General features: G+C 40.5%; 22 protein-coding genes and 1 pseudogene. 7 read left to right on the top strand and 16 right to left on the bottom strand.

Features of this window, described 5'->3' with window-relative positions; genetic code table 11:
- Window positions 1-9 precede the first annotated feature (9 nt).
- Window positions 10-1,095, top strand: a complete 1,086-nt coding sequence (locus I2F89_RS01965; RefSeq protein ID WP_019722409.1) for a phosphomevalonate kinase — start codon at window positions 10-12, stop codon at window positions 1,093-1,095.
- Window positions 1,092-2,135: a type 2 isopentenyl-diphosphate Delta-isomerase gene (fni, locus tag I2F89_RS01960; protein ID WP_195513321.1), complete on the top strand. Its 1,044-nt coding sequence runs from the start codon at window positions 1,092-1,094 to the stop codon at window positions 2,133-2,135. Before I2F89_RS01965 ends, fni begins: the two co-directional genes overlap by 4 nt.
- 41 nt (window positions 2,136-2,176) lie before the next feature.
- On the opposite strand, the gene I2F89_RS01955 is transcribed toward fni, so the two are convergent.
- The 14 genes and pseudogenes from I2F89_RS01955 to tgt all read right to left on the bottom strand — a co-directional run bounded on the left by I2F89_RS01955 (window position 2,177) and on the right by tgt (window position 16,381).
- Window positions 2,177-2,980, bottom strand: a complete 804-nt coding sequence (locus I2F89_RS01955) for a gluconate 5-dehydrogenase (RefSeq protein ID WP_074799601.1) — start codon at window positions 2,978-2,980, stop codon at window positions 2,177-2,179.
- 15 nt (window positions 2,981-2,995) lie between these two features.
- Window positions 2,996-3,838 carry a 5-dehydro-4-deoxy-D-glucuronate isomerase gene (kduI, locus tag I2F89_RS01950; protein ID WP_071866140.1) on the bottom strand — a complete coding sequence of 281 codons (843 nt, stop codon included), beginning with the start codon at window positions 3,836-3,838 and terminating at the stop codon, window positions 2,996-2,998.
- A 16-nt stretch (window positions 3,839-3,854) separates the two neighbouring features.
- On the bottom strand, window positions 3,855-4,862 hold the full coding sequence (locus I2F89_RS01945) for a sugar kinase (RefSeq protein ID WP_195513320.1): 1,008 nt from the start codon (window positions 4,860-4,862) through the stop codon (window positions 3,855-3,857).
- Window positions 4,863-4,868: 6 nt separating this feature from the next.
- Complete coding sequence (locus I2F89_RS01940; RefSeq protein ID WP_195513319.1) at window positions 4,869-5,513, bottom strand: bifunctional 4-hydroxy-2-oxoglutarate aldolase/2-dehydro-3-deoxy-phosphogluconate aldolase; 645 nt, start codon at window positions 5,511-5,513, stop codon at window positions 4,869-4,871.
- A gap of 93 nt (window positions 5,514-5,606) precedes the next feature.
- Window positions 5,607-6,368, bottom strand: coding sequence for an IclR family transcriptional regulator (locus I2F89_RS01935; RefSeq protein WP_071866138.1), 762 nt, complete (start codon window positions 6,366-6,368; stop codon window positions 5,607-5,609).
- 51 nt (window positions 6,369-6,419) lie between these two features.
- Window positions 6,420-7,190: pseudogene (locus tag I2F89_RS01930) on the bottom strand (AraC family transcriptional regulator); the annotation flags it as partial.
- The gene (locus I2F89_RS01925; RefSeq protein ID WP_071866135.1) at window positions 7,189-8,484 is read right to left on the bottom strand and encodes a TRAP transporter large permease; all 1,296 of its coding nucleotides are present in this window, start codon (window positions 8,482-8,484) and stop codon (window positions 7,189-7,191) included. The pseudogene I2F89_RS01930 and the gene I2F89_RS01925, both read right to left, overlap by 2 nt.
- 10 nt (window positions 8,485-8,494) lie before the next feature.
- The gene (locus I2F89_RS01920) at window positions 8,495-8,974 is read right to left on the bottom strand and encodes a TRAP transporter small permease (protein WP_071866134.1); all 480 of its coding nucleotides are present in this window, start codon (window positions 8,972-8,974) and stop codon (window positions 8,495-8,497) included.
- A gap of 3 nt (window positions 8,975-8,977) precedes the next feature.
- Window positions 8,978-9,997 carry a TRAP transporter substrate-binding protein gene (gene dctP / locus I2F89_RS01915; protein ID WP_071866133.1) on the bottom strand — a complete coding sequence of 340 codons (1,020 nt, stop codon included), beginning with the start codon at window positions 9,995-9,997 and terminating at the stop codon, window positions 8,978-8,980.
- Window positions 9,998-10,013: 16 nt separating this feature from the next.
- Window positions 10,014-11,120, bottom strand: a complete 1,107-nt coding sequence (locus tag I2F89_RS01910) for a glycoside hydrolase family 88/105 protein (RefSeq protein ID WP_195513318.1) — start codon at window positions 11,118-11,120, stop codon at window positions 10,014-10,016.
- Between the two features lie 199 nt (window positions 11,121-11,319).
- Complete coding sequence (locus I2F89_RS01905; protein WP_010736588.1) at window positions 11,320-11,574, bottom strand: hypothetical protein; 255 nt, start codon at window positions 11,572-11,574, stop codon at window positions 11,320-11,322.
- 277 nt (window positions 11,575-11,851) lie between these two features.
- Complete coding sequence (gene adhE, locus I2F89_RS01900; protein WP_019722420.1) at window positions 11,852-14,449, bottom strand: bifunctional acetaldehyde-CoA/alcohol dehydrogenase; 2,598 nt, start codon at window positions 14,447-14,449, stop codon at window positions 11,852-11,854.
- A gap of 315 nt (window positions 14,450-14,764) precedes the next feature.
- Window positions 14,765-15,142, bottom strand: a complete 378-nt coding sequence (gene yajC / locus I2F89_RS01895) for a preprotein translocase subunit YajC (protein WP_010736590.1) — start codon at window positions 15,140-15,142, stop codon at window positions 14,765-14,767.
- Window positions 15,143-15,235: 93 nt separating this feature from the next.
- The gene (gene tgt / locus I2F89_RS01890; RefSeq protein ID WP_010736591.1) at window positions 15,236-16,381 is read right to left on the bottom strand and encodes a tRNA guanosine(34) transglycosylase Tgt; all 1,146 of its coding nucleotides are present in this window, start codon (window positions 16,379-16,381) and stop codon (window positions 15,236-15,238) included.
- Between the two features lie 207 nt (window positions 16,382-16,588).
- Between tgt and I2F89_RS01885 the strand changes: the two genes are divergently transcribed.
- The gene (locus I2F89_RS01885) at window positions 16,589-17,281 is read left to right on the top strand and encodes a DUF975 family protein (RefSeq protein ID WP_071866129.1); all 693 of its coding nucleotides are present in this window, start codon (window positions 16,589-16,591) and stop codon (window positions 17,279-17,281) included.
- 64 nt (window positions 17,282-17,345) lie between these two features.
- On the opposite strand, the gene I2F89_RS01880 is transcribed toward I2F89_RS01885, so the two are convergent.
- Both I2F89_RS01880 and queA read right to left on the bottom strand, forming a co-directional pair.
- On the bottom strand, window positions 17,346-20,006 hold the full coding sequence (locus I2F89_RS01880) for a calcium-translocating P-type ATPase, PMCA-type (protein ID WP_071866128.1): 2,661 nt from the start codon (window positions 20,004-20,006) through the stop codon (window positions 17,346-17,348).
- A 569-nt stretch (window positions 20,007-20,575) separates the two neighbouring features.
- Entirely contained in the window at window positions 20,576-21,607 is a 1,032-nt protein-coding gene (gene queA, locus I2F89_RS01875; protein WP_071866127.1) for a tRNA preQ1(34) S-adenosylmethionine ribosyltransferase-isomerase QueA, read from the bottom strand.
- Between the two features lie 261 nt (window positions 21,608-21,868).
- Here queA and I2F89_RS01870 point away from each other — a divergent pair, with 261 nt between their 5' ends.
- Genes I2F89_RS01870 through I2F89_RS01855 form a run of 4 tightly spaced genes read left to right on the top strand, consistent with a single transcriptional unit; the run spans window position 21,869 to window position 25,265 of the window.
- The gene (locus tag I2F89_RS01870; RefSeq protein WP_195513317.1) at window positions 21,869-23,038 is read left to right on the top strand and encodes a betaine/proline/choline family ABC transporter ATP-binding protein; all 1,170 of its coding nucleotides are present in this window, start codon (window positions 21,869-21,871) and stop codon (window positions 23,036-23,038) included.
- Window positions 23,039-23,041: 3 nt separating this feature from the next.
- On the top strand, window positions 23,042-23,683 hold the full coding sequence (locus tag I2F89_RS01865) for an ABC transporter permease (RefSeq protein ID WP_010736596.1): 642 nt from the start codon (window positions 23,042-23,044) through the stop codon (window positions 23,681-23,683).
- Window positions 23,680-24,597, top strand: a complete 918-nt coding sequence (locus tag I2F89_RS01860) for an osmoprotectant ABC transporter substrate-binding protein (protein WP_195513316.1) — start codon at window positions 23,680-23,682, stop codon at window positions 24,595-24,597. Before I2F89_RS01865 ends, I2F89_RS01860 begins: the two co-directional genes overlap by 4 nt.
- A gap of 5 nt (window positions 24,598-24,602) precedes the next feature.
- Entirely contained in the window at window positions 24,603-25,265 is a 663-nt protein-coding gene (locus I2F89_RS01855) for an ABC transporter permease (protein ID WP_019722425.1), read from the top strand.
- Window positions 25,266-25,421: the final 156 nt, after the last annotated feature.

Below are 25,421 nucleotides of genomic sequence, written 5' to 3'. Positions count from 1 at the left end.
GAGATTGTTATGGTTGAAGTATCTGCACCTGGAAAACTTTATATCGCTGGAGAATACGCAGTTGTCGAAACGGGGCATCCTGCAATCATCGTGGCAGTCGATCAATTCGTCACAGTAACAGTGGAAGCTGCTCGGAAAGTAGGAAGTATCCAATCTGCACAATATAGCGAGATGCCTGTGCGTTGGACAAGACGAAAAGGCGAACTTGTTCTAGATATCCGTGAAAACCCGTTCCATTATATCCTTGCTGCTATACGTTTAACTGAGAAATATGCACAGGAAAAAAACATTCTTCTTTCATTTTATGATTTGAAGGTAACCAGTGAATTAGATAGCTCAAACGGCAGAAAGTATGGACTAGGTTCTAGTGGCGCAGTAGCGGTAGCGACGGTTCGAGCATTGAACCAATTTTACGCACTGAATTTATCTCAGCTTGAGATTTTTAAAATTGCAGCCTTAGCTAATCTAGCTGTCCAAGACAATGGTTCTTGTGGCGATATTGCGGCTAGCTGTTATGGTGGTTGGATCGCCTTCTCCACTTTTGACCACCAATGGCTCAAAGAACAAGAATCAAGTAAAACGATCAGTGAATTATTAGCGCTTGATTGGCCTGGTTTATCTATTGAATCCTTACACACTCCGGAAGATCTCCGTTTATTGATTGGTTGGACCGGTAGTCCTGCCTCTACTTCCGACTTAGTGGACCAAGTACATCGCTCTCGTGAAGATAAAATGGCGGCGTATCAACAATTCCTTGAAGATAGTACGCTTTGCGTCAACACGATGATCCAAGGTTTTAAAGAAAACGATGTTGCTTTGATCCAAGAAATGATTCGTAAAAATCGTGAATTATTGCGTGATCTGTCTGCCATCACTGGTGTGTTGATCGAAACACCAGCATTAAATAAACTGTGTTGTTTAGCTGAACAATTTGAAGGTGCGGCGAAATCTTCTGGCGCTGGCGGTGGGGATTGTGGCATCGTGATCGTGGACCAAAAATCAGGTATCCTTCCATTGATGAGTGCTTGGGAAGAAGCTGAGATCACCCCGCTTCCATTACATGTCTACCATCAACAGAAAGAGGACAAGTTATGAATCGAAAAGATGAACATGTATCATTAGCTAAAGCATTTCACAACAAACAGATAAATGAATTTGACTTCGTTCGACTTGTCCATCGTCCACTTCCACAAAGCAAGGTTGATGACGTGTCTTTGAAAACAGAAGTTGCAGGTTTTACTCTTTCTAGTCCTTTCTATATCAATGCCATGACTGGCGGTAGTGAAAAAACAAAAAAGATCAATCATGACCTTGCACAGATTGCTAAAAGTGCTGGGTTGATGATTGCTACCGGTTCTGTCAGCGCCGCCTTGAAAGATCCTTCCTTGGAAGATTCTTATACGGTGATGCGAGATGTCTATCCTGAAGGGAAGATTTTAGCGAATGTCGGTGCTGGTACTTCTGTCGCACGTGCCCAAGAAGCTGTAGAACTCTTCCAAGCGGATGCGTTACAGATCCATTTAAATGCACCACAAGAATTAGTCATGCCTGAAGGGGATCGCGATTTTTCGCAATGGAAAGAACTGATTGCAGAAATCCAACAAACCCTTGATGTGCCAGTGATCGTAAAAGAAGTGGGCTTTGGGATGACGAGGGAAACCATCATTGAATTGTCTGAACTAGGTATCAAGACGATTGATGTCAGTGGACGTAGCGGAACAAGCTTCACACAAATCGAAAATGCTCGACGTAAAAAGCGTGAATTGGCTTATTTGACGGATTGGGGACAGTCTACTGTGTCCTCCTTACTTGAAGCAAACGAAGCGAATACACATGTCGAAATCATCGCTTCGGGTGGCATACGAAATGCTTATGATATCTTTAAAGCATTGTGTCTTGGTGCGAACGCTGTAGGGATTTCCGGAACGATCTTGACGCACTACATGACACACGGGATCGAGGAGACGATTGCTCTTATGGCACAGTGGCAAGAAGAACTACGAATGCTCTATGCTATGGTCGGTGCAACAAAAACAAGTGATTTAACCAAACAATCCTTGATTTTGTCTGGCCCTGTCAAAGAATGGTGTGAAGCCAGAGACATCCCATTATCAACATATGGTCGACGCAAATAAAAATGACGAGTGCATCGTATGCACTCGCCATTTTTTGTTTATTATGGTTGTTTTCCAATATAAGCTAAGATACCGCCATCTACATACAAGATATGTCCGTTAACAAAATCAGAGGCACGTGATGCTAGGAAGACAGATGGGCCAGCTAAGTCGATTGGGTCGCCCCAACGAGCAGCTGGTGTACGCCCAACGATGAATTGGTCAAATGGATGACGCTCCCCGTTTTCTTGTGTTTCTCTTAATGGCGCTGTTTGCGGCGTCGCGATATAGCCAGGTCCGATCCCATTACATTGAATGTTGTACTGACCATATTCTGAAGCAATGTTTTTCGTCAACATTTTTAATCCGCCTTTAGCAGCAGCATAAGCACTTACTGTCTCACGGCCAAGTTCACTCATCATTGAACAAATATTGATGATTTTCCCGCCACCTTTTTCAATCATATCCGGGATGACTGCTTTCGACATGATAAATGGTGCGTTCAAGTCTACGTCGATGACTTGACGGAAATCCGCCGCATCCATTTCGATCATTGGTGTACGTTTGATGATGCCTGCATTGTTGACCAAGATATCGATTGGACCAACTTCTGATTTGATTTGTTTGACCATTGCTTGTACTGCTGACTCATCCGTCACATCACAAACATAGCCTTTTGCTTCAATGCCAATTTCTTTGTAGTTGGCAATCCCTTCATCTACTGATTCCTGAGTTAAATTATTGAAGACGATCGTCGCTCCAGCTTCTGCTAATGAGCGAGCGATCTCAAAACCGATTCCGTATACCGCACCGGTGATTAAAGCGACTTTATTGTCTAAACGAAACATATCCATATTGAATGACATTTTTATCTTCCTTTCCTATTTCAATTGATCCATTGATACCATATCCATATCTGTATAGGTGATATTTTCCCCACACATTGCCCAGATAAACGAATAATTGCTTGTGCCAACACCTGAGTGGATCGACCAGCTTGGTGAAATCACGGCTTGTTCATTATCTACGACTAAATGTTTGGTTTCATCTGGTTTACCCATCATATGGAACACACGTGTATCTTCATTTGCATAATCAAAGTAAACATACGCTTCCATGCGACGTTCATGCGTATGGCAAGGCATCGTGTTCCATGAACTACCCGGTTCTAAAATGGTATAACCCATCTGTAATTGACAGCTTTCACAGACGTTTGGATGGATATATTGGTAGATTTTACGCTCATTCAATGTGACGCCTTCGCCTGTTTCCATGGGTTTCACTTGATCGATGCTGATTTTTACATTTGGATATTTGTGATGTGCTGGCACAGAACTGATGTAAAATTTTGCAGGATTCTCTGGATCTACAGAGGAGAAGACTACATGCTCCGTTTCTTTACCGATGTAATACCCATCTTGTTTCTTCATTTCTTCTTTTTCACCGTCGATTTCAATGAATCCAGGTCCGCCGATGTTGATCACACCAAGCTCGCGACGTTCTAAGAAATAAGTAACACCTAGTTCTTTATCTAGTTTGATTTCTAATGGACTAGTTGTTGGTGTTACACCGCCGAAGATCATACGATCATTGTGCGTATAAGTAAGACTGATTTTCCCTGGAACAAATACTTTCTCTACCAAAAATTCATTTCTCAATTGTTCTGTTGAATAATGACGGATATCCTCTGGGCTATGTGTATAACGTGTTTCCATTTCTTGCATGTTGTTAGACTCTCCTTTATCGAATGATTTTTCCAGAACCGCTAGCGATAAAACTAGCAACTTCTGCTTGATTGAATTGGTTGCAATCTCCATGGATCGTGTGTTTCAACGCAGAGGCTGCTGTCGCAAAATCAATAATTGCTTGTGGTTGCATCTCTTCTAAAATTCCATGAAGCAATCCCCCAGCAAACGCATCTCCTCCACCCACACGATCAACGATCGAAGTGACTTGATGAAGGGGCGATTCGAAATAGCTATCCTTCATCCACAAAGTACCTTGTAGATCATTTTCACTCGCTGAATGCACCGTACGTTTGGTTGAGTAAAACGTTTGGATGTTGGGAAATCTTTCTTGCATTTTTTCGTAATAATAAATAAGTGGATTTACTGTCGTTTCAGGTGCTTTTGCTATCCCTAACAAATAAAGCGCATCCATCTCACCGGCTGAACAAATATCCACGAGTGGTAATAATTGTTCTAACGCTTTACCCGCTTCTTGTTGTGTCCACAACTTGCCCCGATAATTGATATCAAAACTGATTTGACAGCCTGCTTGTTTGGCTGCTTCCATGAGTTCTTTTGTCAACCCTCGCCACTTTTCTGATAATGCCGGTGTGATTCCTGAAACATGGAATAGATCAACTCCCTTGAAACAGTCCTCCAATGACCATTCCAAGCAATCCATCACCGCGAAACTGGAACCGGCACGATCATAAATGACTGAAGCCGCACGTTCACCGATCCCTGTTTCCATATAATATGTGCCAAGCCGAGGGCCGCCTTTCAGCAGTAGACTAGTATCTACCCCATAGCTTCGTAAGTGTTTTTCGACTGCCAGACCCAGGGAATGTTCTGGGACTTTTGACATGAACGAAACCGTATGTCCATAATTTGCTAATGAGATCGCGACATTCGCTTCCCCACCGCCATAATGCGCGCAAAAATGATCACTGTCTTGTAACCGTTGTCCCTGTTCTGTCGACAAGCGTAGCATGATCTCTCCGAGTGTCACGACTCTTCCCATGAGCGGTTACCTCGTAATTTCTTTCATTTTTGCCGCATATTGTTGTGCGACTTTTGTCACTTCCTCAAAATCGCCATGAGCTGCTGGAGCCAACAAGTTCCCACCAACACCAACAGTGATCACGCCTGCCTCAAACCATTCTTGCATGTTTTCTAAACTGACCCCACCAGTAGGCATGATATTGACATAAGGCATCGGCGCTTTGAATGCAGAGATGATACTTGGACCGAAAGCACTTCCAGGAAATAGTTTGACGATGTCTACGCCACTTTTTAGCGCTGTTTTGATTTCATCGATCGTCATACATCCTGGTAAATAAGGGATTTGGTATAAATTGCATAGTTCTGCGGTTTCCTGATCAAAACAGGGGCTGACGATATACTCAGCACCTGCTAAAATCGCTAAACGCGCAGTAATAGCATCCAACACTGTCCCTGCACCGATCACCACATCCTGTTGGTCTTTGTATGTTTCTACTAGTTCTTTAATTACCCGATCTGCTTGTGGCACGGTGAAGGTCAACTCAATGCCAGTTAGTCCGCCTTTGATAATCGCGTGACAAGCATTCAGCGCTTCTTCATTTGTTGCTCCTCGTACGACTGCAATAACTCCCGCTTGTTTCAAACGAGATAAGATATCCATTTTTTTCATTTTCCCACCCATTTCTTATTTGGAAATTATAGTTTACAATAAAGAAATTTACATCTTCATTATACGGCAGGAATAAAAAAATGCAAACGCTTTTTAGTTTTTTTCAAAAGTTTTTTCGATTTCTTCTTTCGTTTGCAGGATCGTTTGAATGATTTGAGCTTTGCTTTCTTCACTTAATCGGTATTTCGGCATACTGACACTAAACGCTCCAACCACTTGGTTCTCATGAATTAAAGAGGTACCGATGCAAAAAATATCTTTTTCGACTTCTTCATCATCGAAGGCGATTTTTGTTTGTTTGACTTGCTGGATCTCTTTTTTTAGTTTTAACGGATTGGTAATCGTATATTCAGTGAATGGGATCAGAGGACATTTTTCAATATACTGTTGATATTGCTCTTCCGTAAAATGCGCCAAGACGGCTTTCCCCATTGCTGAACTATATAAAGGTCTCGTGATACCGATTTTTGAAGACATACGGATCGTTTGATTTTTAGGGTCCAACTTATTGACATAGAGAATCTCGTTGTTGTCTAAAATACCTAGATGAATGGTTTCATCAATTGTTTGTTGTAGTTTTTCCAAAAATGGCAAAGTGCGTTCAACTAGATCGATTTGATCGATATTTTTGTTTGCATATCGGACCAGTTTTCCGCCTAAACGATAATTTTTTTCTTGATTTTTATTTACATAACCAATCAAGGATAACGTATCTAAAATTTTTAATGTAGTAGAAGACGTCATGTCGATACCTTTCGCAATTTCTTGTAATGAAGCATCTGGATGCTCTGCTAGATAATCTAAAATATGTGAAGCTTTGATTAGAACGGTTCCATAAGGTTTTTTGTTTTCCATATTCCACTCTCCTATTTCTATATAGGAAATTATATCGGAAAGAACAATAATTTAAAAGGGATCTTTGTTTTCTTCTTCATAATGCGTATAATGAACAAACTCTCCTGCCAGATCTTTTTTCAAAAATTCTTTGGGAGTTACGCCAAATTCGGTTTTGAATGCGCGTAAATAGTGAGGATAAGAAGCGAAACCACATTTACTATAAACGGAACTTGAGCTGCCGTACTCTCTTAATAGTTGTTTTGAATAAAGTAGTTTTTTCTTCATCACGTATTGATGAAAGGTAAAACCAGTATGTTTTTTGAATTCGCGAGTCACATGATATTTACTGATGAAGAATTCTTTTTCCATTTGTTTAAGGGAGAGTGGTTCACTCAAATTCTTTGCGACAAATTGGAGCATTTTTTCTAACCGTTCATTCGGCACAGTGAAATTTTCTTCCGAAATATGTTCTTCGATCTGTACCATACGGTTGAGAAAAATCAAATATTCGACTAGCGCTTGTTCATAACGAATATCTGCACCATAATCTTTTCGATCCAACGTTTGGTCGATAAAAGAAAGTTTTTCTTTTAGTACTTGTGGTTCAATATGTAATATCCGGCTTCGGCGTTCACCGATCGGCCAAAAACAGGCGGATAGATTGGACCACTTGGTGGAACGACTCTCTAAGAATGCAGGGGTGATAAACATGTAGACACGCTCGAATACGTCAGTTGATTGACGAACGATCCGATGCAGATCTCTTGAATGGATCAACAAAACATTTCCTGGTTGTATCGTAAACTGACGACCATCTAAATAAAAAATGGCTTCTCCTTTATCCTAATAGATCCGGTAACCACATCACGATTTGTGGGAAATACGTAATCAACAATAAAACTGCTAATATGACACCGTAAAATGGTAACAGTGGCTTTAACATCGCTTCTGCTTTAACTCCACCAACACTCGCTCCTACATATAGTCCGGTACCTACTGGCGGGGTAATGGAACCGACACAAAGATTCATGATCGAAAATAAGCCATAATGGACTGGATCCACACCAACACTTGTCGCGATAGGCAAGAAAATCGGAGTAAAAATCAAAATCGCTGGCGCGACATCCATAAACATCCCAACAAGTAACAAAATGATATTGATCAATAATAAAATAATGAAGCGATTATCAGTAACTCCAATGATCAGACTGCTGATTGCTTGAGGTATCCCAGTAAATGCCATAGCAAATGACATCATGGAAGACGTCGCTAATAAAAACATGATCGTTCCCGACATCGCCACGGCTTGTACCAACATCTTTGGTATATCTTGTAGTTTCACTGTCTTGTAGAAGAACATGGAGATCAATAAAGAATACAATACCGCAATCGCAGATGCTTCGATAGCTGTGAAGAACCCTGTTAAAATACCACCAATGATGATAACGATCAAAGCTAAACTTGGGATTGCTTCTTTTAACACTTTTCCGACTTGCTTTCCTTGTCCTTTTGGTACTGTCGGATATTTATTTTTCTTCGCCACTACAAATGCAACGAGCATGATTCCTAACGACCACAAAGCTCCCACTAAATAGCCACCCATAAATAGAGCTGAAATCGAAGCGCCTCCGGCAACTAAAGAATACATGATAAAGGCTGTACTTGGTGGGATCACCATCCCTGTAGGTGCCGAAGCAATATTGACTGCTGTCGCAAATTTACGATCGTACCCTTCTTCTACTTGTTGCGGGATCAGCACCCCACCAATCGCTGTCGAAGCAGCAATCGCCGAACTGGAGATTGAGCCGAACAATGCGTTTCCTAAAACATTCGTATGGGCCAAGGACCCAGGTATCCGACCAACAAACAACATAGCAAAATCAACTAATTTCTTGGCAATCCCACCATGGTTCATAATGATTCCTGAAAAAACGAAAAATGGAATGGCAATCAATGAGAAACTATTGATACTCCCGACCATTTTTTGCGCAGAACTAAACGCTGCGACATCAAAGGGGATCACTAATAACAACGTGAGCATCGATGAAAAAGCGATACTGATTGCAATGGGCATTCCAACAATCAATAAAAAGACAAAAACAAAAAATAAAATTGCACCTGCTTCTAAAGCCATCAAATTCCTCCTATCCCTTTTCCTGAACGACAGACTTCCCATTCATTGCTTCAATCAAATTTATCAAACTGTAGATAATGATCAAAACACCTGAGACCGGCACCGATAAATAGACATAGCCCATCGGAATCCCTAATGAAGGGGAAATTTGCCCCATCGTCAATGTCACAGCATTCCAACCACCATAAACCATGATCGTGATTGCAAAAGCCAGAAAAAGACACTGAACGACGATTTCCAATACATTCGCTTTTGTGCCAGTCAGTTTCTCACTTAACAGCGTAACTGCTAAGTGCCCTTTTTGACCCACTACATAAGCGGAAGATAGCATCGCAAACCAGACTAACCCAAAACGCACTAATTCTTCTGTTACAGTATTTGGATTACCCAAAATCGTTCGCGAGAATACTTGCCATAAGACAATGATGATCATACCGATCAACAGACATGCTCCTAGAAATTCTAACAGCCGACTGATTCCTTTTTTCATCGATTACACCCCTTCTTCTTGGATCATTCGGTAAAGCGTTTGAAAATCTGGATGATTTTTGAATTCGTCATGCAACGGTGCGACTGCTTCACGAAATGGCGTATTGTCCACTTCATTGAACTGGACGCCATATTCTTCCGTTGCTACTCTTTTTTCTTCTTCGATTGCTTGAGCGAATGCTTCGATTTCAAAAATCGTTGATTCTTTCGCCGCTTCTTCGATTGCTTGTTGTTGTTCAGTAGTCAAACGTTCTTTGATCGCATCGTTCATGATGATGATATCCGGTACTCGTGTATGCTCATCATAGGAATAATACTTGGCTACACCACCATGCCCGGCTGTATACAAAACAAATTCATTGTTCTCTGATCCGTTGATCAAGTTTGACTGTAGCGAAGTATATACTTCGTCACTGCCCATTGGCACAGGTGATCCACCTAGTAGTTCCACCATTCTAATGGCCGTTTCACTTTGCATCACTCGGATTTTTTTCCCTTTTAGATCATCCGGTGTGTGGATCGGTCCATCGACCATATAAAAACTACGTTGCCCTGAATCATAATAGGTGAGACCAGAAAAACCTAAATCTGTCGTTGATTGATAAATGGGTTGCATGATTTCTTCGTTCTCCATGACATTGAAGAAATGTTGCTCATCATTGAACAAGTAAGGAACTGAAAAAATCGAATAGACTTTAGAAAAACTTTCTAACGCAGAGGCACTGACTTTCGTAAAATCAATCGCACCTGATTGAGTCAATTCGATCAATTCACGTTCTCCCCCCAATTGACCATCAGGAAAATATTTTACTTTGACTGAGCCAGCTGTTTTTTCTTCTACTAACTCTCCGAATTTATTCATTGCATCAATGACCGGCTGACTATTACTGGCATAAGCAAAACGTAAAGTAATCGTTGCTTCTTCCTCTGCATTTGCGACAACACCGACACTTGACTGACTACCACAACCACTCAAACCGAGGATTCCCAGTAAACAAAAAGCAAAAGCAAGTGTTTTTTTCATTTTTTTCTCCTTTCGATTAACAATATGACACAAGTAATTCTGTCAGACATAATACAAGTAACGATTGGCCATAAGGCATCGCTGTCTTGCCGATCGTACGGTAAAACTCTAGATCATCGCCCATCCCTGTACCTACCGAAACATTTTGGACTTCGCCAGTTTCATCTACTTGCTCAAGCAATCCTTGGATCGCACGATAGGCGATCTCTAAATATTTCTTAGACAAATAGCGCTCATGCACTGCTTTTAAAATACCGTAAGCAAAACCTGCTGTCGCAGATGATTCTAAGTATGAGGTTGGATCATCGATCAAGGTATGCCACAAGCCACTTGCTGATTGATGATCTGCTAAGGTTTTTACTTGTGCCTCTAGAGTTTCGATTAATAATTTACGGAAAGCATCGCCTTCTTTCAGTTCAAGAATCGCGATGATTTCAGGAATCGCAATCGTCAGCCAACAATTTCCCCTCCCCCAAAATGCTTCCGCATAATTATGATTACCTTCAAAGGTCCACCCGTGGTACCAAAGACCTGTACGTTTATCCATCAAATATTTGATGTGGATCATAAATTGGTATCTGGCTTCCTCTAGGTATTCTGGACGATCTAGGAGCTTACCGATTTTGGCTAATGGTAAAACCGTCATCATCAACGTATCATCCCACAATTGATTCTTATTTTCTGGTCCATATGTCGCGTGCTGTAATCCGTCTTCCTCTGTCCGTGGCATATCATTCATGACCCATTCTGCCCATTGCTGCAAGTAAGGCAAGTAGCGTGTATCACCCGTCTCCTCATATAAAAATGCCATCGTGAGGATTGGTGCCATCGTATTGACGTTCTTTGGCGGTGCGCCTTCTTGCATCCTTTCTGCAAACCATTCTTTCACCACTTCCGCCGCACGAGGATTTTTAGTCAACTGATAATTTTTGTAGATACCGTATAGCCCTACACCCTGTGGCCAATTCCAAACAGACCAACTTTTGTCATCCACCTTTAACCCATCAAAATCCAATAAAAATTCCCCTGAATCATCGTTGATCGTCGTCAAGTTCTCCACTAATCGATCGATTGTTTCTTCCACAACTTCTTTCTGTACAAATAGTTCCTCTTTAATAATCAATTTTCCCTCTCCTTTTTAAACGCTTTCATTCTATGTTGTTAATATATCAGTAAACGCTTTCTCAATAAATAGCATCATTTGAACAAAAACTATCTAAAATTGACATAACGAGATTATTAATGGGTTTCCTGTAAAAAAGAGCCCTATCAAAAGAAAAACCATGACGCCTACCGCTCGTCATGGCTTCAAAATCAACCGTTTATAAAAATGTATACACCATAAAAAATGGCAAACATGCAAGTAAAGGAAACCAAAAGTAGTTCTTACGAAAACCCAACTCGCTATTTTCCTGATTCGCTCGCATGCGATCCCCTGAAACTGCTGTTCCAGAAAGTGCAATTCCGATCAAAAGTAAGCCGATGCCAATGTTACGTAAGATTTCTCGTTCCAAAAGAAAGGATAGTCCAAGAGAAACGACACATGCAATCAACAAAGTAACAATATATTTCTTCAAGATCTCATCTCCTTTTTTATAGAAAATAGTAGCATAGCATATTCATCAAAATGCCTATTATTCGAGTTATCTAATACTTCTTTTTTTAGATATCAGAAAAAAAAGCTACGACATTTTTCTCTTCTAACAACATATTGAGCGATTCTACAACAATTATTTTCGTAAATTCTTCTGATGTATCGCTTGATAATCATTATATTAAAAAGAAAAAACAACGAACCAAGTGAGAAGATTCTCTCATGCTTGATTCGTTGTTGGGACAACTTTTAGTTATGAATTACGCATTATATGCGTCGATAATGATTTGTTTCAATTCACTGATCAATGGTTCTTTTGGATTGGCTGTTGTACATTGATCTTCATACGCTAATTCAGCCATGCGATCAACTGTTGTGTCTAATGTTTCTTGCGTCACGCCTTGCGCTCTCAAGCTCATGTCGATACCAACAGATTTTCCTAAGTCGCTAACAGCTGTTGCTAATGCTTCTACAAGCTCTGCTGTTGTTTTCCCTTTCAAACCTAAGAACTTCGCGATATCCGCGTAGTCTGTATCCGCACGGAAGTAGTCATATTTAGGGAACATCGCATGTTTTTGTGGATCTTTCGCATTGTAGCGGATGATATGCGGTAATAGGATCGCATTTGTACGTCCATGAGGGATACCGTATTCTCCACCGATCTTATGCGCAACTGAGTGACAAATTCCTAAGAAAGCATTCGCAAAGGCCATACCAGCCATTGTTGACGCATTATGCATTTTTTCGCGTGATTCCATATCTGGTGTTTTCACTGATTTTTCCAAGTAGTCGAAGACTAATTTGATTGCTTGTAAACTTAAACCACGAGTGTAATCAGAAGCCATCACAGATACATAAGATTCGATGGCATGTGTCAAGACGTCCATACCTGTATCAGCTGTAACTGAAGCGGGAACTGACATAACAAATTGTGGGTCAACGATCGCCACGTCTGGTGTTAATGCGTAGTCAGCTAACGGATATTTCACGTGTGTTTCGCTATCTGTGATTACCGCAAATGGTGTCACTTCTGAACCTGTTCCTGATGTTGTTGGGATACATACAAACTGAGTTTTTTCAGGTTTGTCGATCTTGTACGTACGTTTACGGATATCTAAGAATTTTTGTTTTGCACCAAAGAATGAAGTATCTGGGTGCTCATAGAACATCCACATGCCTTTTGCCGCATCCATTGCTGATCCGCCCCCAAGAGCGATCACTGTATCTGGTTTGAAGTCCGCCATCATTTTTGTACCAGCGTAAACTGTGTTTGTTGAAGGGTTTGGTTCAACATCTGAGAAGATCTCGATTTTCACATCATTTTTGCGACGTGCTAATACTTCTCTTACAGTGTCACAGTAGCCGAATTGGACCATACCTGGGTCACAAACGATCATGACACGTTCGACGTTTTCCATTTTTTCCAAGTAAAGCAAAGAGTTCTTTTCAAAGAAGATTTTTGGTGGTAATTTGAACCATTGCATGTTATTTCTCCGTTTCGCTACAGTTTTGACGTTGATTAAGTTGACTGCTGATACGTTTCTTGAAACAGAATTCTTTCCGTATGAACCACAACCTAGTGTCAATGATGGAATCATTTCGTTGTAGATATTTCCGATTCCGCCTTCTGCTGATGGTGTGTTGACTAAGATACGGCAGGCTTTCATGCGTAGTCCGAATTGGACATGCAACTCTTCGTTTTCTGAATGGATGACAGCTGTATGTCCTAATCCACCAAGGTTCAACATTCCTTCACATAATTCGAAAGCATGTTCTGTACTGTTTGATTTGACCATTGCTAAAACTGGTGAAAGTTTCTCACGTGAAAGTGGATAATCAGGCCCTACGCCTTCTAATTCTGCCACTAATAATTTGGTTCCTTCTGGTACATTGATCCCTGCTAATTTTGCGATATCCATTGCTGAATGTCCCACGATTGCAGGATTTACAGCGTATTTACCTTCATTCATGACAGCATCTTCTAATTTTGAAAGCTCTGCTGGTTTAACGAAGTAAACTTGGTGTGCTTGGAATTCTGCTTTTACGGCTGCATAGATTTCTTTATCTACGATGACTGCTTGTTCAGAAGCACAAATCATTCCGTTATCGAATGTTTTTGATACGATCAAGTCATTTACTGCACGTTTTACTTTTGCTGTTTTTTCGATATATGCAGGAACGTTACCCGGTCCAACACCTAAAGCTGGTTTACCAGTTGAATAAGCGGATTTTACCATGCCTGCACCACCAGTTGCTAATACGATCGCAATTCCTGGGTGGTTCATCAACATTGAAGTCGCATCGATCGATGGATGCTCGATCCATTGGATACAGTTTTCTGGCGCACCTGCTGCGATGGCTGCATCACGAACGACTCTTGCTGCCTCAGCGGAACATTTTTGAGCGCTTGGATGGAAAGCAAAAACGATTGGGTTTCTGGTTTTCAAAGCGATCATTGATTTAAAGATCGTTGTTGAAGTTGGGTTTGTTGTTGGTGTTACTCCACAAACGACGCCGACTGGTTCAGCAATCTCAATCAATCCTTTTTGAGTGTCTTCATTGATTACTCCGACAGTTTTGTCATATTTGATACTGTTCCAAATATATTCTGAAGCATACATATTTTTGATTGCTTTATCTTCATAGATGCCACGGCCAGTTTCTTCTACAGCCATTTTTGCTAGAGGCATGTGCTGATCTAATGCAGCCATTGCCATTTCATGCACAATGTGATCTACTTTTTCTTGATCAAAACTTTCCATTTCTTTCAAAGCAACATTTGCTTTTGTCGCCAAGTCGTCGATCATCGCTTGTACATCAACAGTTTTCGTCTCTTCTTTTTCCATTATTTTAGCCATTATGTTCCTCCTACTGAGTCATGGTTATTTGTTAATTATTTCACATACACATCATACAACACTTTTTTTTCGATGTAAATACTTTTTTGTGATTTTTTTCACAGTTATGTTTTTCTTTAGAAACAGGCCGTTCCACAAGAGCGATTATCGAGTAACCGTTCCATAATGGCAGACGTGATTTATTTAGCAAAGTCACAAAAAAAAAGACTGATCGCCTTCTTATCTCTATCCGAGATAGGAATGACGACAGTCTTTTTGATAAAGAATGATCGAACTCCGTATACATTTAGCCAACTCGTGGCAAACAACCGGTGTCTACAATTCTTTTTCTTCTTTTTTCTCTTCAGGTGTTTCTGGAACTTCAACAGTTTCAATTACTTCTGGTTCTGTCGGTTCTTCTACTGGTGCGATTGGTGTGCTTGTCATCGCGCCTGTACCTGGTTTTACCGTTTTGATGGCTGCTCGATCGTATTCTAAAAAGATCCCTTCGCAGTCTAAAACAACTGTACGATTTGTCTCGTCGATTTCTGAGACTACGCCATGAAGTCCACCGATCGTGACTACTTCATCGCCAGCTTTCATACTATCAAGCAAATTTTGACGTTCTTGTTGTTGTTTCTTTTGTGTACGTGACATAAAGAACCACATCCCTAATAGGGCAACGAACATCACTAACATTGGTAATGAACCCATTTTTTTCACCTCACTAACTAAATATCTACACTAAACACTTTAGCAGAAAAAGGCGCTAGAAACTAGTTTTTTAACTAAATTTCACAAATCCTGCTAGAAACTTTTTGCGTTTTCTTTATTGAACCCATACTCTTCGAAAAAGGCTGCACGAAACTCTAATAAGTTATCATCCATAATCGCTTGTCGTACTTGTTTCATCAAGTTTAATAAGAAGTATAGATTGTGATAAGACGTTAAACGGATACCAAATGTTTCATCGCATTTGATCAAGTGACGAATATACGCTCTCGTATAATTCTTACAAGTATAGCAATCACATTTCTCATCGATTGGACGGAAGTCCCGGGCATATTGCGCATTTTTTACGACTAATCGTCCTTGCGATGTCATACATGTTCCGTTACGAGCGATTCGGGTCGGTAGAACACAGTCGAACATATCGACTCCACGAATCACGCCATCAATCAATGAATCCGCAGCTCCTACCCCCATCAAATAACGTGGTTTATGATCTGGGATCAATGGCGTCGTAAATTCTAAGACACGGTTCATCTCAGCTTTTGGTTCACCAACAGATAACCCTCCGATGGAATACCCAGGGAAATCCATACTGATTAAGTCTTTCGCACTTTGTTTACGTAAATCTTCAAAACCCGCTCCTTGGATGATACCAAATAATCCTTGACGATCTGGATTCGCATGAGCTTTCAATCCACGTTCTGCCCAACGAGAAGTTCGTTCAACTGATTTTTTCACATAATCATAGCTCTCATCAAATGGAGGACATTCATCAAAACTCATCATGATATCAGAACCTAATTTATTTTGGATGTTGATGGCTTTTTCAGGAGACAAGAACATTTTTGAGCCGTTCAAGTGGTTTTTGAAATGCACACCTTCTTCAACGATATTACGCATATCACTTAATGAGAAGACTTGAAATCCACCAGAATCGGTTAAAATCGGCTGGTCCCAATTCATAAATTTATGCAAACCACCTGCTTCTTCGACCAAATCTTCTCCAGGACGAAGCCATAAATGGTAGGTATTACTCAAAATCACGCCGGCACCCATTTCTTTTAGTTCTTCCGGCGACATAGTTTTAACAGTAGCTAATGTACCTACAGGCATAAACATCGGCGTTGGAAAAGTTCCATGAGGAGTAATCAATTCACCAAGGCGGGCGCCTGTATGTTTTTCTTTTTTTATTAAACGATAACGAATGGCAGGTTCTGTCATTCAATTCCCTACTTTCTTTTATAGAATCACGTTTGCAACTCCCACCATCATAATCTTTTCAACTGCTTTTTGCAAGAGCTTCTCTTTTTTTATAGGTTTTTTTAACCTGCTTTTTTTGTGAACCTTTCAATAACGAAAGAGGATTCCTAGAGCAAAATCAGTCCTTCTTTGATATACTAAGACTATCAAAAAAAAGGAGTGGAAAATATGGTATCTTCTGGGGAATTAAAACAACAAGCAAAAGACAGCTTAAAAGGACGTTGGGGGCAAGCAATTCTATTAAATCTGATTCCAACATTGATCACAATTGCTATTATTCTTATTTTAGCTTTACCTACTGCTTTACTGATTGCAACGATGCAAGACAGTAGCGCAATGCAAGAAATGGTGAGTGGTTCAAGTAGCAGTAGTTCAGGCGGAGGGATCGTTTCTACGATCATCAGTGCATTGTTCATGAGTGGGATCTCTTGGACCTATTTAGACATCATCCGTGGGAAACGAACAACGATCGAACCATTTAAAGATGCTTTCCGAGGTTTTTCAGGCGTATTCTTCGGTGGCGTTCTATTGTTAGCACTAGTGACAACGATTTTCACTACATTATGGGCATTGCTTTTAGTCATTCCTGGTATCATCAAAGGGTATGCCTATTCTCAAAGTTATTTCATTTACTATGATGTCGTGACAGAGACAGGCGAAAAACCAAAAATCCTTGATACGATCACTGCAAGCCGCAAATTGATGGATGGCTACAAAGGAAAATTATTCTGGTTAGACTTATCGTTTATCGGATGGCACATCTTAGCAATTGCCACAGTCGGTATCGGTTATCTATGGTTGAATCCATACATCACTGCAACTAAAGCTGCTTTTTACGAACAATTACCAAAACAAGTTTAATCAGCTTTTTCACCATAATAAAAAGGATTGGAAAATCTCCAATCCTTTTTTGGTGTTTATTTTTTTACATTTCAGATTCTGGTGCTTCTACTGTCTCTTCCTCATCTGGCAATTGGTGGAACTTGATCAATTCATTGACCCCAATCGGTATAATCGACAAGATTCCTACTAAGAACCAATGATTCAAACTAATATGAACTAACCCAAATAATTCTTGCGTGAATGGTAATAAAGCGACTGCTGACGTGATAAGAAGGGAAAGAATCGCCATTTCCACTAACGATTTATTCGTTGCTAAGTTCACTTTGAAAATCGATTGACTACTACGAACATTAAAGACATGGATGATCGAAGAGTAAGCCAATACTAGAAATGCGACGGTTTGGCCAACTTCTTGACTAGCATCGACCCAAGGGCTGATCGTATCAACGAAGCTTCCTAAATAGTAACCAAATAAAGTGACTACCGTAAATATTCCTGCATTGATGGCAATTTTCTTCATTAAACCACGAGCGAAAATCCCTTCATTTTTAGGAATTGGCGCTTCATTCATGATCCCTTCCTCTGCTGGTTCTCTTCCTAAAGCAAAACCAGGCAGTCCATCAGCGACAACGTTTACGAACAATAGTTGAACGGCTGTAAATGGTGCCCCCCAACCAACTAACATCGCAATCAATACGATAAAAATCTCAGAGATATTACAGCTTAATAAGAAGTTGATCGCTTTTCGAATATTTTGATAAACGGAACGTCCTTGGCTAACTGCATCTACGATCGTAGCGAAGTTGTCATCGGTCAAAATCATGTCAGCGGCACTTTGCGCTACATCTGTACCGGTGATCCCCATCGCACATCCAACGTCACTCGCTTTCAATGCTGGCGCATCGTTCACACCATCACCTGTCATTGCGACCACAGCACCTGTTCGTTGCCATGATTTGACGATTCGGATTTTATCTTCTGGGGTTACGCGAGCATAAACGGATAAATCTTTTACTCGATCATCTAATTCTTCATCAGATAACGCACGGAGTTCCGCACCTGAAAGAGCTTCGTTACTATTGGTCAAAATTCCCAATTCTTTGGCAATCGCACTGGCAGTGACGACATGGTCCCCAGTGATCATCACTGTTTTGATACCAGCTTTTTTCGCACGCTTGATAGCACCTTTACTTTCAGGACGCGGCGGATCGATCATACCGATCAAGCCAATCAAACGTAGATCTTTTTCTAAAGCTTCTGAAGTGATTTCTTGTGGTTTTTCGTCATACGTTCGATAACCTACTGCAATTACACGTAAGGCACGTTTCCCAAAACGGTCGTTGACCACTTCTGCTTGTTCAACATCTCCAGACGTAAATTTTGGTGCTAAGACATCAAATGCGCCTTTTGTGATAGAGATATACTTATCACCCATTTTATGGACAGTCGTCATCATTTTTCGATCAGAGTCGAATGGGAGTTCGTCAACCCTTGGGTATTTTTCTTCTAATTCTTCTTTTGTATGATAGTTTTCCTCAACTGCACGTACGATTGCTGCTTCCGTTGGATTACCTTTGACGATCAATTCATCGTCCTCTTTTTCAACCGTCACATCGGTACATAATGCAGCCATTTTTAAGATTTCCATGGCGCTATTTGTCATTGAATCTTCGACGTCTGTCACTTCATCTTCTTTACTCCACACGCGACGGACGCGCATCCGGTTTTGTGTCAGTGTACCGGTTTTATCCGAACAGATGACATTCGCAGTACCGAGCGTTTCAACAGCTGGCAGCTGACGAATGATCGCATGTTTTTTCGCCATTTTCTGTACACCATAAGCAAGTGTCAACGTAACGATAACAGTTAATGTTTCTGGTACTGCGGCAACAGCTAAGGAAATCGAAGTCATGAACATTTCAAGTAACGGTTCACCTTGAAGTTCACCAATCAAAAAGACTAAGGCAGCAGCAGCTAATGCAATCACACTGATTCGCTTCCCTAATTGATTCAAACGGACTTGTAGTGGTGTTTTCTGCATTGTATGGTCATTTAATAATCCGGCGATTTTTCCCATTTCGGTCTGCATACCAATCGCTGTGACGATCGCTTTCCCACGACCAGCAGCAACAGTACAACCTTTAAAGACCATGTTCAATTGGTCACCGAGAGAGTCATCTTCTTGACTTATGTAACCTGCGTCTTTTTCGACAGCCTCACTTTCACCGGTTAGAGCTGATTCTTCTACACGTAATTGTGATGTTTCAACTAAGCGAGCATCCGCAGCAATTGCTGATCCTGCTTCTAATACCAGCACATCCCCGACAACTAGATTCTCAGCATCTACTTTTTCTACTTTACCATCTCTGAGGACCGTAGCGGTTTGTTTATTCATATCTTGTAGGGATTCTAATGCTTTTTCTGCATTTCCTTCTTGAACAATCGCTAGAACTGAATTGATGATAACAATCGCAATGATCAAGAGTCCTTCGAACAGGTCTCCATGTTCAGTTGCAAATGCGGTGTAAAATGAAATGACTGCGGCAACTAACAAAACAATCGTGGTGAAATCTGAAAGACTTCGTATAAATTTTTTGAAGAGTGATTCTTTGGGGGCTTCTTCGAATTGATTTTTGCCTTGTTTTTGACTTCTTTCTTTTGCTTCAGTCATCGACAAGCCTTGATCTATATCTACTTTTGTTTCTTCTGCTATTTCTTCTATTGTTTTTTTGTAACTATCCATCCTATACCTCCTTTAAAAATCATACGTTATGTATAACGTACTATTTTAGTATAACATCTTTTTTTTAATTAATTCAACTATATCGCATATATATATGAAGAGAAATATTTTAAAATAATCAACACATATCCATTGCAAACGCTACCAAAACGTGGTATGATTTAACCATAAGGAAGGAGGAAAAGACAAATAGATAGAAGAATTTCTCGATAGAGTAGTATAAGCAAACAAAGTTGTTAGAAGTACAAGTTTCACCTTAACGAGCATGTGAAGTAACCATTATAAATAGTGAATGCGTATGACTGTTTGAAACGAAAATCGTTCAAAAAAAGAAGTAGTGGGATACGTAACAATTAAATAACATGAACATCTGAAAATTGAATAGGAACAAGAGATGATTCAACTGTTGAAGATGTAAAGAAAACAAGATTTTTTGTTTATCAAGAAGAAATTCAACACCGTACTTTGCATGTTCTATGGAAAGTTACACTAATTCTATTTATTTGTTTCCTTCCGAAGCACAAAAGCCCCGACTAATCGAGAGTCGGGGTCTTTTTTATCTTAAAAAGTTACTTCACAAACATCGCATCGCCAAAACTGAAGAAACGGTAACGTTCATCAATGGCATGTTGATAAGCTGATAATGTTAATTCTCTACCAGCAAACGCACTGACTAGCATCACTAAAGTGGATTTTGGCAAGTGGAAATTCGTAGAAAAAGCTTCAACTACTTTGAACTCATACCCTGGCGTAATAAAGATATCGGTCCAACCACTATCTGCTTTGATCTCACCATCAAATTTCGTACCAATCGTTTCTAATGTGCGGATTGAAGTCGTTCCTACTGCCACGATTTTCCCGCCATTTTGGCGAACTTGATTCAAACGAGTAGCAGCTTCTTCGGTCAAACGATAAAATTCACTGTGCATTTCATGCTCTTCGATTTTATCGACACTCACTGGACGGAAGGTTCCTAGACCGACATGAAGTGTCAAATAGACAAGCTCTACGCCTTTTGCTTTGATTTCATCTAATAATTCTGTCGTGAAATGCAAGCCAGCAGTTGGCGCAGCTGCTGAGCCATTCTCTTCTGCATAGACAGTTTGATAGCGATCTGGATCTTCTAACCGTTCTTTGATATAAGGAGGCAACGGCATTTCACCAAGTGCTTCTAGATTTTCTAAGAAAATCCCTTCATAGGCAAATTCAATGATTCGTCCACCATGATCTAGCTCTTCTTTCACAACTGCTTTTAGACGGCCGTCACCAAAAACGATCTCCGTTCCTACTTTGGCACGTTTGGCTGGTTTGATCAGTGTCTCCCACGTGTCACCTTCCGTATTGGTCAAAAGCAATACTTCTAAATGGGCACCCGTCTCTACTTTTTCACCGTATAAGCGCGCAGGCAATACGCGTGTATTATTCATCACTAACGCATCACCAGGATTTAATTCCTCAATGATTTCATGAAAATGTTTATCCATCATCTCACCTGTCTTGCGGTCAACTACAAGTAATCGGGAATGATCCCGGTCTTTTAATGGTGTTTGGGCAATCAGTTCTTCGGGTAACTCAAAATCGAAATCTTCTGTTGTTAACATATCGTCACTCACTTTCTCTGTTTGGCCCTTTTATTTTACCATTTTATGCCGACAATGCCAAAAAGCAAAAATCTTATCATTCCATTCATTTTTGATTAGTTACGTTATCTTTTCAGCTATATTTTATTTATAAATTCAAAAAACGCCTACTAATCTAGTTATTTGTATAGTAAATAAATCATCAAATTTGTATTCCTTAGTTATTTTAGGCATACTATTATAAGAACATTCTTTATGGAAAAGAAAAGAAGAGGTGCAAATATGATCGAATTTCAGAATGTATCAAAAATTTATAAAGGTGGAAAAGTCGCGGTCGAGAACGTCAACATTTCTTTTGAAAAGGGCGAATTTATTTGTTTTATCGGTACAAGTGGTAGCGGAAAAACCACTACGATGCGGATGCTTAACCGCATGACGGACCCGACAGAAGGTCAGATTTTGATTGATGGAAAGTCGATCCAAGAAATCAACCCCGTTGAACTCCGACGACAAATCGGCTATGTGATCCAAAGTATCGGTTTGATGCCTCACATGACGATCCGAGAAAATATCACTCTTGTGCAAAAATTATTGAAGGTCAGCCAAGAAGAACGAAACAAAACAGCAGAGAAAATGATCGACTTGGTGGAGCTTCCTCGTGAAATGCTTGATCGTTACCCACATGAGTTATCTGGTGGTCAACAGCAACGTATCGGTGTCGTTCGTGCGTTAGCGGCGAACCAAGACATCATTTTGATGGATGAACCTTTTGGTGCACTAGACCCTATCACAAGAGATTCCTTACAAGATTTAGTCAAGGATCTGCAAGAACGTTTAGGAAAAACGATTGTCTTCGTGACACATGATATGGATGAAGCAATCAAATTATCCAGTCGCATCGCAATCATGAGCGAAGGCAGAGTCATTCAATTTGATACCCCACAAAACATTTTACGCCACCCTGCCAATGAATTTGTCGAAGAATTGATCGGTGAAGATCGCTTGCTTCAAGCCAAACCAGATACAACAAAAGTAGGCGAAGTCATGCTGAACCAAGCCATCACGATCACACCAGAAAAATCATTGCAAGAAGCCATCAAATTGATGCGTGAAAAACGTGTCGATACGCTTTTAGTGACTGATAATTCAAATACCTTAAAAGGATTTATCGATGTTGAAACAATCGATAAAAAACGTGGCAAAGTCTCAAGTGTTGGCGATATCTTGAACAAGGATGTTTTTTATGTAAAACAATCCGCTTACTTACGTGATACCTTACAACGAATCTTAAAACGTGGTTTAAAATATGTGCCAGTAGTTGATGAACAAAATAAAGTCGTTGGTATTTTAACTCGAGCATCTCTTGTCGACATCGTCTATGACGTGATCTGGGGCGAAGAATCATCGCTTACTGATGCAATTGGTACGCCACCTGAAACAAAGGAGGTTTAACCAATGGCCGAATTTTTTCAACAACATGGCGCTGAGATCCTCTCAAAAAGTCTCGAACATCTCTATATTTCAGCAATTGCATTGGTCATCGGGATTGCCGTTGCTGTTCCTTTAGGTGTTCTTTTGACGCGTTTTCCTAAAGTCGCAACGATTGTTATTGGTCTGACCAGTGCGTTACAAACGGTCCCTTCTCTTGCCCTATTAGCACTTATGATTCCTTTATTCGGTGTCGGTAAATTGCCTGCAATCATTGCCCTATTTATCTATTCCCTTTTACCTATTTTAAGAAATACCTATATTGGGATGAAAAATGTGGATTGGAATTACCGCGATGTCGCAAAAGGCATGGGGATGACAAATATCCAATCGATTTTTTCTGTCGAATTGCCGATCGCTATGCCGACGATCATGGCAGGTATTCGGTTAGCAGCAGTCTATGTGATTGCATGGGCAACCCTTGCCTCTTACATCGGCGCAGGCGGACTAGGCGATTTGATCTTTAGCGGTTTGAATAATTATCAGCCCGATTTGATTTTCGCTGGAACGATCCCTGTAACGATCTTAGCATTGCTTGCAGATTTCTTATTAGGACTATTGGAGAATCGGTTAACTCCGATCGCATTGAGGGAGGAGAATGACGAATGAAACGAATCAGAAATAGTGTCGTTCTCGTATTGACCGTCGTATTACTTGCAAGTTGCTCCTTCCCAGGATTGGCAAGCAATACGGATGAAGATACGATTTCTATCACTGGTGGGATCACTTCTGAAGCTCAGATCATTGCCAGTATCGTTGCTGGGATGGTTGAACACTATACGGAAAAAAATACGACGATCATCAATAACTTAGCAACGACCACGATCAATCATCAAGCGATGATGAACGGCGACGCGTCTATTTCTGCCGCTCGCTATACAGGGACAGATTTGACTACTACCCTTAATTTACCGCCTGAGAAAGATCCTGAAAAAGCATTTGATATCGTAAAACGTGAATTTGAAAAAAGGTATGATCAAACATGGTTCCCTTCTTATGGTTTCGAGAACACCTACGTTTTTCTTGTTCGCAAAGATACTGCGGAAAAATACAATTTAAAGAAAGTCAGTGACTTGAAAAATGTCGCCGATGAACTTGTCGCTGGTGTGGATACGTCCTGGATCAATCGTAAAGGAGATGGCTATGACGGCTTCAAAGAAACATATGGCTTTTCATTTGATTCCATCTTGCCTATGCAGATCGGTCTAGTCTATGACGCTGTAGAAGCTGGGAGAATGGATATCGTTTTAGGTTATTCGACAGACGGACGTATTGCTAGTTATGATCTAGTCATGCTAGAAGATGACTTGAGTTTTTTCCCACCTTATGACGCTGCACCGGTTGTAGATAATCAACTATTAAAAGATACGCCGGGTTTAGCAGAAGCATTAACAAAATTAAGTAATACGATCAGCACTGAAAAAATGCAACAATTGAACTATGAAGCAGACAATAATTTGGTTGAGCCTTCTGTCGTCGCAGAGCGCTTTTTAAAAGAAAACCAATACTTTGGAGGGGAGTGACGATAATGGAAAACATGAATTGGCTTGAACAATTTATTTATTATTTTCAAGAGAATGGTACGTATGTCTTTTCACAGTTCCTACGTCACTTTCTCATTTCGATCTATGGTGTACTTTTTGCAGCAATCGTCGGTATCCCCGTTGGTATTCTTATTTCACGAAAACGTAAGTTAGCCAATTGGGTGATCCGTTTTGCAAATATCATCCAAACGATTCCTTCTTTAGCAATGATTTCGATTTTGATGATTGGTTTAGGTTTAGGGGTCAATGTCGTGATCGTCACGGTGTTCTTGTATTCGCTATTGCCGATCATCAAGAACACGTACACTGGGATGATCCAAGTCGACAAAAATATCCTTGATGTCGGTAAAGGGATGGGGATGACAGCCAGCCAACGTCTCTTTATGGTGGAACTACCGCTGTCTGTGTCAGTCATTATGGCAGGCATTAGAAATGCTTTGGTCGTTGCCATCGGGATCACCGCCATCGGTGCCTTCGTCGGAGCTGGCGGATTAGGAGACATCATCATTCGTGGGACCAATGCCACAGATGGTACGTCAATCATCTTAGCTGGAGCCTTGCCAACAGCCTTCATGGCAATCATCACCGACTGGGTCTTAGGGATCATCGAACGCCGTTTAGACCCTGCGGCAAAGCATTCAAGATGACGAACATAGAGAATCCATATTGAACCCAATGGATTTCTATTTTTAAATAGTTGAAAACACCACCAGTTCAAGAGATAAATGTAGTGACCCCAAAAAGTTAGACTTTTATGGAGTGGAGAAATCCACTCCTTTTTTGTACGATAAAATTAACTGTTA

Origin of the sequence: Enterococcus sp. 1001283B150225_161107_E12 (genome assembly GCF_015556925.1) — a bacterium.
GTDB classification, from domain to species: domain Bacteria; phylum Bacillota; class Bacilli; order Lactobacillales; family Enterococcaceae; genus Enterococcus_B; species Enterococcus_B mundtii.
Note: the sequence above shows the minus strand (reverse complement) of the source record. Positions and strands in the feature narration are given on the sequence as shown.

What these genes read in the sequence shown, in the direction of transcription:
- I2F89_RS01965 (WP_019722409.1), top strand. Translation starts at nt 10, where the DNA reads ATGGTTGAAGTATCTGCACCTGGAAAACTTTATATCGCTGGAGAATAC.
- fni (WP_195513321.1), top strand. Translation starts at nt 1,092, where the DNA reads ATGAATCGAAAAGATGAACATGTATCATTAGCTAAAGCATTTCACAAC.
- I2F89_RS01955 (WP_074799601.1), bottom strand. Translation starts at nt 2,980, where the DNA reads ATGTCATTCAATATGGATATGTTTCGTTTAGACAATAAAGTCGCTTTA.
- kduI (WP_071866140.1), bottom strand. Translation starts at nt 3,838, where the DNA reads ATGCAAGAAATGGAAACACGTTATACACATAGCCCAGAGGATATCCGT.
- I2F89_RS01945 (WP_195513320.1), bottom strand. Translation starts at nt 4,862, where the DNA reads ATGGGAAGAGTCGTGACACTCGGAGAGATCATGCTACGCTTGTCGACA.
- I2F89_RS01940 (WP_195513319.1), bottom strand. Translation starts at nt 5,513, where the DNA reads ATGAAAAAAATGGATATCTTATCTCGTTTGAAACAAGCGGGAGTTATT.
- I2F89_RS01935 (WP_071866138.1), bottom strand. Translation starts at nt 6,368, where the DNA reads ATGGAAAACAAAAAACCTTATGGAACCGTTCTAATCAAAGCTTCACAT.
- I2F89_RS01925 (WP_071866135.1), bottom strand. Translation starts at nt 8,484, where the DNA reads ATGGCTTTAGAAGCAGGTGCAATTTTATTTTTTGTTTTTGTCTTTTTA.
- I2F89_RS01920 (WP_071866134.1), bottom strand. Translation starts at nt 8,974, where the DNA reads ATGAAAAAAGGAATCAGTCGGCTGTTAGAATTTCTAGGAGCATGTCTG.
- dctP (WP_071866133.1), bottom strand. Translation starts at nt 9,997, where the DNA reads ATGAAAAAAACACTTGCTTTTGCTTTTTGTTTACTGGGAATCCTCGGT.
- adhE (WP_019722420.1), bottom strand. Translation starts at nt 14,449, where the DNA reads ATGGCTAAAATAATGGAAAAAGAAGAGACGAAAACTGTTGATGTACAA.
- yajC (WP_010736590.1), bottom strand. Translation starts at nt 15,142, where the DNA reads ATGGGTTCATTACCAATGTTAGTGATGTTCGTTGCCCTATTAGGGATG.
- tgt (WP_010736591.1), bottom strand. Translation starts at nt 16,381, where the DNA reads ATGACAGAACCTGCCATTCGTTATCGTTTAATAAAAAAAGAAAAACAT.
- I2F89_RS01885 (WP_071866129.1), top strand. Translation starts at nt 16,589, where the DNA reads ATGGTATCTTCTGGGGAATTAAAACAACAAGCAAAAGACAGCTTAAAA.
- I2F89_RS01880 (WP_071866128.1), bottom strand. Translation starts at nt 20,006, where the DNA reads ATGGATAGTTACAAAAAAACAATAGAAGAAATAGCAGAAGAAACAAAA.
- queA (WP_071866127.1), bottom strand. Translation starts at nt 21,607, where the DNA reads ATGTTAACAACAGAAGATTTCGATTTTGAGTTACCCGAAGAACTGATT.
- I2F89_RS01870 (WP_195513317.1), top strand. Translation starts at nt 21,869, where the DNA reads ATGATCGAATTTCAGAATGTATCAAAAATTTATAAAGGTGGAAAAGTC.
- I2F89_RS01865 (WP_010736596.1), top strand. Translation starts at nt 23,042, where the DNA reads ATGGCCGAATTTTTTCAACAACATGGCGCTGAGATCCTCTCAAAAAGT.
- I2F89_RS01860 (WP_195513316.1), top strand. Translation starts at nt 23,680, where the DNA reads ATGAAACGAATCAGAAATAGTGTCGTTCTCGTATTGACCGTCGTATTA.
- I2F89_RS01855 (WP_019722425.1), top strand. Translation starts at nt 24,603, where the DNA reads ATGGAAAACATGAATTGGCTTGAACAATTTATTTATTATTTTCAAGAG.